General features: G+C 40.7%; 10 protein-coding genes. 1 reads left to right on the forward strand and 9 read right to left on the reverse strand.

Features of this window, described 5'->3' with window-relative positions; genetic code table 11:
- Nucleotides 1-30 precede the first annotated feature (30 nt).
- Together PFZ69_RS02675 and hemA are read right to left on the reverse strand one after the other, a co-directional pair.
- Nucleotides 31-858: a cytochrome c biogenesis protein gene (locus PFZ69_RS02675; RefSeq protein WP_270179479.1), complete on the reverse strand. Its 828-nt coding sequence runs from the start codon at nt 856-858 to the stop codon at nt 31-33.
- Between the two features lie 17 nt (nt 859-875).
- Complete coding sequence (gene hemA / locus PFZ69_RS02680; protein WP_270179480.1) at nt 876-2,249, reverse strand: glutamyl-tRNA reductase; 1,374 nt, start codon at nt 2,247-2,249, stop codon at nt 876-878.
- A 237-nt stretch (nt 2,250-2,486) separates the two neighbouring features.
- On the opposite strand from hemA, the gene PFZ69_RS02685 reads away from it, so the two are divergent.
- Nucleotides 2,487-2,963 carry a LiaI-LiaF-like domain-containing protein gene (locus tag PFZ69_RS02685; RefSeq protein WP_270179481.1) on the forward strand — a complete coding sequence of 159 codons (477 nt, stop codon included), beginning with the start codon at nt 2,487-2,489 and terminating at the stop codon, nt 2,961-2,963.
- Nucleotides 2,964-3,004: 41 nt separating this feature from the next.
- Here PFZ69_RS02685 and PFZ69_RS02690 read toward each other — a convergent pair whose 3' ends face one another.
- The 7 genes from PFZ69_RS02690 to clpX all read right to left on the reverse strand — a co-directional run bounded on the left by PFZ69_RS02690 (nt 3,005) and on the right by clpX (nt 12,040).
- Nucleotides 3,005-3,745 carry an amino acid ABC transporter ATP-binding protein gene (locus tag PFZ69_RS02690; protein ID WP_270179482.1) on the reverse strand — a complete coding sequence of 247 codons (741 nt, stop codon included), beginning with the start codon at nt 3,743-3,745 and terminating at the stop codon, nt 3,005-3,007.
- Nucleotides 3,746-3,763: 18 nt separating this feature from the next.
- Entirely contained in the window at nt 3,764-4,423 is a 660-nt protein-coding gene (locus PFZ69_RS02695) for an amino acid ABC transporter permease (RefSeq protein ID WP_270179483.1), read from the reverse strand.
- Between the two features lie 76 nt (nt 4,424-4,499).
- Nucleotides 4,500-5,327 carry a transporter substrate-binding domain-containing protein gene (locus PFZ69_RS02700; RefSeq protein WP_270179484.1) on the reverse strand — a complete coding sequence of 276 codons (828 nt, stop codon included), beginning with the start codon at nt 5,325-5,327 and terminating at the stop codon, nt 4,500-4,502.
- Nucleotides 5,328-5,909: 582 nt separating this feature from the next.
- Nucleotides 5,910-6,491 (reverse strand): ribosome biogenesis GTP-binding protein YihA/YsxC, encoded by a 582-nt coding sequence (yihA, locus tag PFZ69_RS02705; RefSeq protein ID WP_270179485.1) that lies wholly within the window; start codon nt 6,489-6,491, stop codon nt 5,910-5,912.
- Nucleotides 6,488-8,809 carry an endopeptidase La gene (lon, locus tag PFZ69_RS02710; protein WP_270179486.1) on the reverse strand — a complete coding sequence of 774 codons (2,322 nt, stop codon included), beginning with the start codon at nt 8,807-8,809 and terminating at the stop codon, nt 6,488-6,490. The genes yihA and lon overlap by 4 nt, the downstream gene beginning before the upstream one ends.
- Nucleotides 8,810-8,972: 163 nt before the next feature.
- Nucleotides 8,973-10,640, reverse strand: coding sequence for an ATP-dependent protease LonB (lonB, locus tag PFZ69_RS02715; RefSeq protein ID WP_270179487.1), 1,668 nt, complete (start codon nt 10,638-10,640; stop codon nt 8,973-8,975).
- A gap of 125 nt (nt 10,641-10,765) precedes the next feature.
- On the reverse strand, nt 10,766-12,040 hold the full coding sequence (gene clpX / locus PFZ69_RS02720) for an ATP-dependent protease ATP-binding subunit ClpX (protein WP_270179488.1): 1,275 nt from the start codon (nt 12,038-12,040) through the stop codon (nt 10,766-10,768).
- Nucleotides 12,041-12,198: the final 158 nt, after the last annotated feature.

A 12,198-nucleotide genomic window follows, 5' to 3' on the forward strand; every position in this document is an offset into this window, starting at 1 on the left:
TTATCCCCCAAACTTTGGTTGTGTTACTCATTAGCTATACCAGAAATGAAATTGTGAAAATGCCCCTGATAAGAATACGTTAATCAGGACGACTACAAATGCGCCAACGTTCCAAAGTGCAAGTGACTTTCCCTCAATGTCTCTGGCGACCTTTTGATATAAATACATGCTGTATGCAATAAGTACGATGAATGAAACGATTACCTTCGTATCCAATAAACTAAACTGATCTACTTTCAGATTCGCCCAAACGATACCTAAGATCAAACTCAATAATAATAGCGGTACACCTAGAACAGTACATAAATACGAAAGCTTTTCTAACTGTGATAAATCACCAAAACGCCATAGTCTTTTACTCAACTTCTTCTCTTTCAACATTTGATAGAGAATTAAGTACATGACTGAGAAAATAAATGAAAGAGAAAAAGCGCCATAAGAAATAAATGCCATGGTGATATGTATGACAGAGAGCTCAGACATGAGCTGTTCTGTTAGCATACTTGAAGCTTGTTCCCTCGTCGCAAATAGGTTGATGGTCATCAAGATGAAACCGAGTACATTTGCAAAGAACACAAAAAAGTCGACTCGGAAAAACCAATTGATCAATAAGGATAATGAAACAATCACCCAAGTATAAAAAAATAACCCCTCAAAAGGTGTCAAAATTGGAAAACCGCCGATTGCAATGATTTGCGTTACGAGAAAAGTTGATTGCAAAATCCACACAATAGAAAGCAACCAGAAGGCAATATGATTTGCCTTCCGGTTGTTTTGCAAGAAGTCAATAAAATACCCCAATACACTTAGTGCGTAAAGAGAAATGGTTAAATCATAAAGCCAGCTGACGTTCGTCACAACTCATGTCTCCTCTCCTAGGAGCGCACTTCTGATGCTCTTAATAAGGCTGAGTAATCAAAGGTTTCTTGCTTTCTTTTTTCTTCGTTTTCTTGTACGCGCTGCTTATGAAGTTCCCGTTCGATTTCTTCTTCAATCGCAAAGATCTTAGTGAAGATCTCGAGAGACTCTTCTGCGTTTGGTTCTCCAGCCATCTCTTTCACTCGAACGATAGGATCTCGTAAAAGTTGGTTAACAATACTCTTCGTATGCTTACTGAGAACTTTCTTTTCACGATCGGAAAGATCCGGAAGCTTCCGTTCAATACTCTTCATCGTTTCAGCTTGAATTGAGAGCGCCTTTGAGCGTAAAGCTGAAATCATCGGCACAACTCCAAGTGTGTTCAACCACTCTCTAAACTGTACAAGATCTTCTTCGATCATTAGTTCAATCTTTTCAGCTTCTTTCTCTCTTTCAGCAATATTCGACTCGACGATCCCTTCAAGGTCATCGATGTCATACAAGAATACTGAATCCATGCTGTTCAATGCAGGGTCAAGATCTCGTGGAACCGCGATATCTACCATGAACAGAGGACGCCCTCTTCTCTTTTTCAATACAGGTTTTACGTTGTCTTCAGTTAACACGTAATTCGAAGATCCTGTTGAACTGATCAGAATATCTGCATCAGATAAAGCTGTATGAATATCATCCATCGAACGTGCTTGTCCCATGAATTGTGAAGCAAGCTCAGATGCTTTCTCAAGAGTACGGTTTACGACGGTTACTTGACTTACGCCATTACTCTTTAAATGCTTGGCTGTCAATTCACCCATCTTACCGGCGCCCAGAATAACTACATGCTTGTTATCGAGCCCACCGAAGATCTTTTTAGCAAGTTCAACTGCTGCGTAACTGACAGAAACAGCATTTTCCCCAATTTCTGTTTCAGAGTGAGCGCGTTTTGCTAGTGTGATGGCTTGCTTGAAAAGCTGATTGAATATCGTGCCAGTAGTTTGTGATTCCTGTGCAAGTAGGAAAGCATTCCTCACTTGGCCAAGAATCTGTGTTTCTCCTACAACAAGTGAATCAAGCCCTGCCGCAACGCGATAAAGATGCTCTGTCGCTGCATCGTTTTCTCGAATTTCTAGATAAGGTCTAAATTCATCTTTTTCAATACCGAACCATTCGGATAGAAAAGCTTTAGAATAATATCTCCCTGTGTGAAGCTGATCAGCTACTACGTAAAGCTCGGTACGGTTACACGTAGAAAGAATGACGGCTTCTAGAATACTTTTAGAGTGACGCAACTTATTTAACGCCTCAGGTAATGTCTCTTCCTGAAACGAAAGTTTCTCTCGTATTTCAACAGGGGCTGTTTTGTGGTTCAACCCTACGACCAGGATGTGCATCGTTCCACCCCCAAATATTGTTAACCCGGAACATGTTCTTATACTATCAATTACTATTATTTTAACATGTGACAAAAATCACAGAGTTTCAAATTGTGAACAGACTTTGAAACAAGATGTGATATGATGTAAAAAAGTATCTAAGCGTTATTATAAGTAGTCATACCACTAATAATGTACCAGAAAACGCAAAGTTTAGCAAAGAACGTGCAATTCTGACAATAGGAGGCTCATTTCTTGAAACGACAAAGTGTTTTTCCAGGCGTTCTGTTTATTGGAATCGGTCTATATTTTCTTGTCCAAACTCTAAGTTTGCCCATCTCTGAACAAATCACAAGCTGGCAAATCATCCTGATTCTAATCGGTGTTGCGATGATCATACAGGGTTTGATATCAAAAGAAGGGGCGTTGTTATTCCCTGGTGTGCTCATATTGGGTCTCGGCGTTCACTTCTACTTCGTGAATAAACTCGCACTGTGGCCTAATACGTGGGGGATGTACTCATTAATATTAAGTGTGGCTTACCTTGCTACTTACTACAAAACTAAAAAATCCGGTTTGATACCAGGGTTACTACTATTAGCCCTATCTATTATCGAGCTGCTTTACACTGGTTTTCAACTCTGGCTCGCATCGACCTTTTCGTTTGTTGGGCAATTCTGGCCTTTAGCCTTAATCCTTATAGGGGTTTACTTAGTAGTCAAAAAGAAGTGAGGATCCAAGCACATGCTTGAATCCTCACTTCTTTATTATGCTTATAATATCGAGCTCAAAAAGTCTTGCGTTCTTTGTTCTTTTGGATCGTTAAATATATCTGCCGGTTTTCCTTTTTCGACTATTTTTCCATCGTGCATGTAAACGACCCAGTCAGCTACTTCACGGGCGAAGCCCATTTCGTGCGTAACGACTACCATCGTCATGCCTTCTTTGGCAAGTTCCTTCATCGTTGAAAGAACCTCTCCGACCAATTCTGGGTCTAGAGCAGATGTTGGCTCATCAAACAACATGATTTCAGGCTTCATAGCAAGTGATCTCGCTATAGCTACTCGCTGTTTTTGGCCTCCTGATAATTTATTTGGGTACACATCCGCTTTATCAGCTAGACCAACTTTTGCGAGGAGCTCTCTGCCTTCTTTTTCTGCTTGAGCTCTCTTCATTTTTTTCACCTGTAAAGGGGCTTCTATTACATTATTCAATACCGTCTTGTGAGGAAATAAGTTGAAATGCTGAAACACCATTCCGACCTTTTGACGAACTTTGTTTAAATTATCTTTATTTGGTTCGATCGTTTGTCCTTCTATAATGACTTTCCCGCTATTTTTTATCTCAAGGAAGTTCATACAACGCAGAAGTGTACTCTTACCGGATCCACTCGCACCGATCAATACGACCACGTCACTCTCTTTCACTTCCATATCGATATCTTTCAATACATGAAGATCTCCAAACGACTTGTTCAGTTTCTCTACTCGAATCATTTCACCTTTTTCTGCCATTATACTGCACCTCTCTTCTTAATCACTCGCGGACAATCGTTTCTCAAGCAGGTTAACCAGTAGTGTAAAGATGAGAACGAGTACTAGATAGTAAACTGCTACGATCAATAGATAAGTCATTTCATCAAATGTTCTTGCTCCCTGTGTAGTTGCTACACTGAACAACTCAGGAAGGGCTATAAATGCTGCTAGAGACGAGTCTTTTAATCCAATGATGAACTGGTTTCCAAGTGGAGGCAGTGCGCGTCTGAATGCCTGAGGTAAAATAATCCGTCTCATTGCAAGCGTATGACTCATACCAAGTGAACGCCCTGCTTCCATTTGTCCTTTATCAATGGATTGAATCGAACCACGAAAGATCTCTGCGATATAGGCACCATTATGAAGAGCTAACCCAATAGATGCAGCCCAAAATTTCGGGATATTAAATTCCGTTAAACCAAAATAGAAAATAAAGATTTGAACGATTAGAGGGGTTCCTCGTATTACAGCTATGTACACATTGGCGATCCAATTCAATACTTTAACTTTGGATATTTTAAATAAAGCAAAAAGTAAACCGATAAATACGGCAATTAAAATGGATACTGCAGTTACCCGAATGGTTAGCCAGAGACCTTCAAAAAAGACAGGGTAACTACTTAATAGTGTTTCAAAAAAATGAGAGAATGTAGGCAAGAACAATCAGCTCCTTCGATTTCAATAAACGCTTACTGGTAAAAAAGAATGTGTGCGCTAGCACACATTCCTTTCCTTACTCATTGTCAGGGTTCTGGGTGATGTCTACTCCGATGTATTCCTCACTAAGTTGTTTCAGCGTTCCATCTTCTTTAAGCTCCATGATCGCTTTGTTAACAGCTTCAAGTAAGTTCTTATTTTCTTGCTTGATCGCTACTGCTTGTTCACTTGTGCCGAGTTGCTCAACTTTTTCAACTTTAAATCCTTCTTCGATCGCCTGCTTACCAGTAATATCATCTGTGATAACAGCGTCATGCTTTCCTTCACTCAACGCACGTAGTGCTGTTTGGTCACTATCGTAGTTAGAGATCTTATCTGTATATTCCTGAGCTGACTTTTCGTAAGTTGACCCTTTGGAAACTGCTACATCTTTACCAGCTAGATCTTCTACGCTCTTAATATCGCTACCAGGTTGAACATAAAGTACTGGACCAGAATAATAGTATGGTTCACTAAAGTTAACTGCTTTCTTTCGCTCTTCAGTAATCGTATGACTCGCTACAGCTGCATCATATCGACCAGATTTAATCGCTGATACCATACCACTAAACTTAAACTTTTCTACTTCGGGCTCAAGACCAATTTTCTCAGCAATCGCTTTTCCTACTGCTACATCATAGCCTGAAAGGTCTCCATTCTCGTCCACTGTACTGAATGGAGGGAATTCACCAGAAACAACATAGCGGTATTTCCCGTCTTCGGTTAGTTCTAAGTTACTACCTTCTTCTCCAGACCCTTCTGAACCGCCATTATTACTATTTCCTTCGTTTCCTCCTCCACATGCTGCAAGAATTAAAACGAGAGATAGTAACACAGCTGTTAAAAAACTCCACTTTCTTTTCATTAAACTTGTCCCCCTTAACGACTATTCGAATAGCAGTTAATGTTATGTAAACTGCGGTATTGCAATCATACCAATATTTAGATATTTCATTCAATTGTCACTTTTTACTCACATCCCTTCTAAGAGCCCAAATATCACCAAAGTATGGACTGAGTGGACTCATACTGATGTTTGCTCTCATTTGTTCCTATTCCCAACATAATGGCAATACAAACCTTGTTTTTTCAATTTTTAGAAAAATGGACCTATAAAAAAGACCTGGCTTTACGCCAAGTCTCCAGTTTGTCGAGAAGCCTATGTCATTATTCGGTGCTCCCGATGCCGTAATCGATGACGATCGCAGGCTTTCCGCGGACGAACGTCCAAGCCCGAGGTGAAATTCACACCCCGGTCTCGGCCGCCTTTTCTACCGCAGGAGCCCGCGATCGTCTCTCCTACTTAATTTGAATTAATCCAAAAAGAACATTCCGTCCCAATGGTTTAAAAGAGATCATGACAACCCCTTTGCCATCAACGACTATTCTAATCCAACACCGTACTTCCCTACATACTAAAGACCTGGCATTTACGCCAGGTCCATCATTAAATATATGATTTAATTGCACTCCAGACATCTTCTTTACCTTGTCCTGTTTGAGAAGAAAACGTAACGAGCTTATCTGTCGGCTCTAATTTTAAGGTTTGGTTCACAACCTTAAGATGCTTTGCCCACTTCCCCTTAGGGATCTTATCAGATTTAGTAGCCACAACGATGACAGGAATCTCATAATGTTTTAACCAATCGTACATCATCACATCATCATTGGAAGGCGCATGTCTTAGGTCTATGATTAGAATGACTGCTTTTAAGTCTTCACGATCCGTTAGATACGTTTCAATCATGCGGCCCCATGCATCTCTTTCTTTTTTTGAGACCTTAGCAAATCCATAGCCTGGGACATCGACAAAATAGAGCAGTTCGTTAATAAGGTAAAAGTTAAGCGTCTGTGTTTTACCAGGTTTACCTGACGTTCTCGCAAGGTTCTTACGATTTATCAACGTATTGATTAATGAAGATTTCCCTACGTTCGATCTACCTGCAAGACCGATTTCAGGTAAGTGATCATCAGGGTATTGTTCAGGCTTAACAGCACTAATAATAAAATCAGATTTCGTTACTTTCATTTCTTTTCCCCCACAAGTGCGGTTTTTAACACTTCATCTAGATGACTCACCGGTAGAAATGTAAGGTCATTTCTTATACTCTCAGGGATATCTTCTAGATCTTTCTCATTTTCTTTTGGCATGATAATTGTCGTAAGACCTGCACGGTGAGCACTCAATGACTTTTCTTTCAAGCCACCGATAGGCAGCACCCTGCCACGCAAGGTGATTTCCCCTGTCATACCAACATCTCTTCGAACGGCTTTACCAGTTAGCGCAGAAACAAGTGCCGTTGCGATGGTAATACCTGCTGAAGGACCGTCTTTTGGAGTAGCTCCTTCAGGGACATGAATATGAATATCATTGTTTTCATGGAAAGCAGGATCAATCGAAAGCTCCTTAGAGCGAGAACGAATATAGCTAAATGCTGCCTGTGCAGACTCTTTCATAACGTCTCCAAGCTTACCTGTTAGAATCAACTTTCCTTTACCAGGTGACAGGGACACTTCGATCGCTAATGTATCGCCACCCGCTGTCGTATACGCAAGTCCGGTTGCAGTCCCTACTTGGTCTTCTGCTTCTGCTTCTCCATAGCGGAACTTAGGATGTCCTAATAACTCTTCTAACATTTTCTCTGTTACCACGACACGCTTCTTTTCACCAGATACGATGAGTTTAGCCGCTTTACGGCAGACCGTAGCAATCTGGCGTTCTAAGTTACGAACCCCAGCTTCTCTCGTATAATGGCGAACTAACTTAGTGAGGCTTTCATCTCTTATTTGAAGGTTACTTTTCTTTAGACCATGTTCTTTCAACTGTCTAGGTAAAAGGTAACTTTTTGCGATGTTAACCTTTTCGATTTCTGTATAACCTGCAATCTGAATCACTTCCATACGATCCAGTAACGGAGCAGGGACTGTGGCAAGATTGTTAGCTGTAGTCACAAACATGACTTTAGAAAGGTCATACGGCTCTTCAATATAGTGGTCACTAAATGAATTGTTTTGTTGAGGGTCTAATACTTCAAGCATCGCAGCAGAAGGATCGCCTCTAAAATCATTCGACATCTTATCGATTTCATCTAGAAGAAAAACAGGATTGATCGTTCCAGCTTTCTTCATCCCTCTGATAATTCGACCCGGCATCGCGCCAACGTACGTTCTACGATGACCTCTAATTTCAGCTTCATCCCTAACGCCGCCTAGAGAAATGCGAACAAATTCACGTCCAATCGACCTTGCAACAGACTTAGCTAAGGAAGTTTTTCCGACTCCAGGAGGTCCTACAAGACATAGGATAGGTCCTTTTAGTGAGTTCGTTAGCTGTTGAACTGCAAGGTATTCAAGTACTCTTTCTTTCACTTTTTCAAGTCCATAATGATCTTCATTTAAAATCTTTTCTGCATGGTGAATATCAAGGTTATCCGTCGTTTCCTTTGACCATGGCAATTGAATTAACCAATCGATATAATTGCGAATAACAGAACTTTCAGCTGAACTTTGAGGAATCTTTTCATAGCGATCCAATTCTTTGTAAGCCATTTCCTGAACGTTTTCTGGCATGTTCGCTTCTTCAATCTTTTCTTTTAATGTAGCGATCTCACCAGTCTTTCCTTCTTTTTCGCCAAGCTCATTCTGTATTGCCTTCATTTGCTCACGCAAGTAATATTCTTTTTGCGTTTTCTCCATAGAACGCTTTACACGCTGTCCAATTTTCTTTTCTAAGTCGATGACATCTTTCTCATTTTGAAGAATTTCAATCAACTTATTCAAGCGATCATGGGTACTATACGTTTCAAGAATTTCTTGCTTTTGTCTGATTTTAAGAGAGAGATGTGATGCGATGATGTCCGCTAACCTACCCGGCTCTTCGATATCGTTTACAGAAGCAAACGTTTCAGCTGTAACTTTTTTTGATACTTTAATATATTGTTCGAATAAATCGAGCGCCGTTCTCATCAAAGCTTTATCTTCGATTGAAGAATCGATCGCTTCTTCAATCCGCTCAATTTGTACTTCATAATAATTCTCATTTTCTTTGAAATCAACAATTTTCCCACGCTGTATTCCTTCCACAAGGACACGGATCGTCCCATTTGGAAGCTTCAGCATTTGTTTTACGGTAGCGAGCGTTCCGACCTGGTATATATCATCTTCTTCAGGAGTTTCTATCTCTACTTCTTTCTGCGTTGAAAGAAATATTTGTTGATCATCCATCATAACCTGTTCTAGTGCTTGTACTGACTTATCACGGCCAACATCTAAATGAAGAACCATTGATGGATAAACAAGCAATCCTCTTAAAGGAAGTAATGGCAATGTTTTATGTTCATTATTCAATCTAAGGCACCTCCACACAACAAACTATTACGTTATTTATACTCTATTTCCGAGTCCACATTGTTGATAAGTTGTACTTCATTGTATCCTAACTTTCTTATACTTGTCTAATCTTCCCTGCTCAAACGGATAAAAAACTTATGAGCATGTAGAAAAGCCCGACTTAGCTGCCGGGCTGAGTTTTTCCTATAGAAAAAGATGGAAACTCTTCTGCTTTTTCTAACAAAAACGCTACATCGAATACTTGTGAAAGATGGTTGACTGGCATTACGGTAATACCTTCTATTGTTTTAAGCATCTCTTCGTTGTTCTCCTCAGGGATAATCGCGATCTTAGCTCCAGCATCCCGTGCAGCTGAGACTTTTGCGAACACACCTCCGACAGGTTTAACCGCTCCGTGAATACTAATTTCACCTGTCATGGCAATTCTGTTATTGATCGGACTCCCTTTGATCGCAGAGTAAATTCCTGTCGCGATCGCGACACCAGCTGATGGACCATCTACAGGTGCACCACCAGGGAAATTAATATGAAGGTGGTAAAGGGTTGATGGGACTCCCATCGACTTTAACACCGTTAACACGTTTTCCACTGAAGATTTAGCGAGACTTTTTCTTCTTATGGATTTGCTCTGATTGCCAATGCTCTCTTCTTCAACAATGCCCGTTATAGTGACACTACCGTCTTTGCCTTGATCCGACTTAACGGCTGTCACTTCGATCTCAAGGAGGGCCCCAGTGTTTGGGCCATAAACTGCTAACCCATTGACCAATCCTACTTGCGAACGATTCGGTACTTTTCTTTCTGGCCTAGGAGTTAATCTGCTCGCATGAATGACCCACTCCATATCACCCGCAGTGATCTTATTTCTGTTTTCGGTAATCGCTAGACCAGCCGCGATTTGCATAAGATTCACGGCTTCCCGTCCATTTCTAGCATACCGGCTTATTCGGTCGATGCCTTCTTCTACAATCGTTAGATTCAGCTTCTTTGCAGAGCGAGCAGCTATCTTCGAAATTTCATCTTGTGTCAACTCTCTGAAAAACACCTCCATGCATCGTGAACGAATAGCTGGAGGAATATCATCAGGAGATCTCGTTGTAGCCCCAATCATTCTGAAATCAGCAGGCAATCCATTTTGAAAGATGTCGTGGATATGAGCAGGAATGTTCGAGTTTTCTTCACTATAATACGCACTTTCTAAGAAAACTTTTCGGTCCTCTAAGACTTTTAACAGCTTATTGATCTGAATAGGATGAAGTTCTCCTATTTCATCAATAAACAGAATCCCGCCATGCGCATTCGTGACCGCTCCTTGTTTTGGTTGTGGGATGCCAGCTTGTCCCATCGCACCAGCACCCTGGTAGATAGGATCATGGACAGAACCAATCAGCGGATCTGCAATTCCTCTCTCATCGAACCGTGCAGTCGTTGCATCGAGTTCAACAAAAATCGCAGAGGGTTTGAACGGTGTCATTCTGTTTCGCTTGGCTTCTTCTAGCACAAGCCTTGCTGCTGCCGTTTTTCCTACACCAGGCGGTCCATAAATAATGACGTGCTGGGGGTTAGGCCCACAGATGGCTGCCTTAAGAGTTCGTATCCCTTCTTCTTGACCAACAATCTCAGAAAAACCAGAAGGCCTTATTCTCTCTGATAACGGTTCACTCAACGAAATGTTTCGAAGTCTTCTCAACTGCTCCATTTCTTTTCGAGCTTCCTTATCTATCGAAACTTTCTGGGTTCTTTGATTCCTTAGTAGATTCCAGAAATATAAACCAATTACAATCCCAAAAAACAATTGTATAGCGAGTGCAACACCTGTCCAATTCATAACAAGTACCTCCTGGAGAATAATCAATAGCATTAGTATCTCCTGAGGTAGTGTTCCATAAACCGGAAACTTGGAAAGGATTATCCAAAAAGAAAAACCAACCACATTCGTGGTTGGTTGATTCTTTATGCGCTCTCTTTAGGGGATTCTTTGCCCTCTTCAATTACTGATCCGTCCTCTAAAACGAGGCGAGGAGAAGTTTTCTCACTTACAGTCGATGCAGTAAGAACGCACTTTTTAATTTCTTCACGAGAAGGAAGATCGTACATCACATCGAGCATAATCCCTTCGATGATTGAACGTAATCCACGAGCACCAGTTTTTCTTTCAATCGCTTGCTTAGCGATTTCAACTAGCGCATCATCCTCGAATTCAAGCTCAACATCATCTAACTCGAGAAGTTTTTGATATTGTTTTACAAGAGCATTCTTTGGCTTAGTAAGAATCTCAACAAGAGCTTCTTCATCAAGTGGTTCTAAGCTTCCGATAACAGGTAGACGTCCGATAAATTCTGGAATCAATCCAAAGCGAAGTAAATCTTCTGGAAGTACCTTGCTTAAGTATTCACCTGGCTTCAAGTCATCTTGCTTAGCTTCACCACTAAACCCAATTACTTTCTTACCGAGACGACGCTTGATGATTTGCTCGATGCCATCAAACGCTCCTCCGCAAATAAAGAGAATGTTCGTTGTGTCGATTTGAATAAATTCTTGATGAGGATGCTTACGTCCACCTTGTGGAGGAACACTTGCAGTTGTTCCTTCAAGAATTTTAAGTAGTGCTTGCTGTACACCTTCACCAGATACATCTCGTGTAATCGATGGGTTCTCAGACTTACGAGCAACTTTATCGATTTCATCGATATAGATGATCCCTTTTTCAGCTTTTTCAACATCATAGTCAGCAGCTTGAATTAGTTTGAGCAAGATGTTCTCAACATCTTCCCCAACATAACCAGCTTCAGTTAGTGATGTTGCATCAGCAATCGCGAATGGAACATTCAAGATTCTCGCGAGAGTCTGTGCTAAAAGTGTTTTACCACTACCAGTAGGACCGATCAGAGCAATGTTACTCTTAGAAAGTTCTACTTCATCAGACTTTGAAGTAGCGTTGATACGCTTATAGTGGTTGTATACAGCTACAGAAAGTGATTTCTTAGCTTTTTCCTGGCCAATTACGTAATCATCAAGAATTTGGCAGATTTCATGAGGTTTTGGAACCTCTTTAAAATCAACCTCTTCTTCAGTTCCAAGCTCTTCTTCTACGATTTCAGTACATAGCTCAATACATTCGTCGCAAATATATACACCTGGACCCGCAACAAGTTTTCGAACTTGATCCTGTGTTTTACCACAGAAGGAACATTTAAGTTGCCCTTTTTCATCGTTAAATTTAAACATGAAATCACCCCTAACCGTTGATCTCGATGAAATCCGAATAGTGAAATTGCAAAGGTCTCTGCTATTTCGTCTTTAGAAACGCTGATCACTAATAAGCAATTCTAACGGGCATTCACCAATGGTTTTTCAACCCTGATTATGTATTGAAATTGTATCAT

The organism is Alkalihalobacillus sp. CinArs1 (assembly GCF_947387515.1).
Taxonomy (GTDB): domain Bacteria; phylum Bacillota; class Bacilli; order Bacillales; family Guptibacillaceae; genus Guptibacillus.

What these genes read in the sequence shown, in the direction of transcription:
- hemA (WP_270179480.1), bottom strand. Translation starts at nt 2,249, where the DNA reads ATGCACATCCTGGTCGTAGGGTTGAACCACAAAACAGCCCCTGTTGAA.
- PFZ69_RS02690 (WP_270179482.1), bottom strand. Translation starts at nt 3,745, where the DNA reads ATGGCAGAAAAAGGTGAAATGATTCGAGTAGAGAAACTGAACAAGTCG.
- PFZ69_RS02700 (WP_270179484.1), bottom strand. Translation starts at nt 5,327, where the DNA reads ATGAAAAGAAAGTGGAGTTTTTTAACAGCTGTGTTACTATCTCTCGTT.
- yihA (WP_270179485.1), bottom strand. Translation starts at nt 6,491, where the DNA reads ATGAAAGTAACGAAATCTGATTTTATTATTAGTGCTGTTAAGCCTGAA.
- lonB (WP_270179487.1), bottom strand. Translation starts at nt 10,640, where the DNA reads ATGAATTGGACAGGTGTTGCACTCGCTATACAATTGTTTTTTGGGATT.
- clpX (WP_270179488.1), bottom strand. Translation starts at nt 12,040, where the DNA reads ATGTTTAAATTTAACGATGAAAAAGGGCAACTTAAATGTTCCTTCTGT.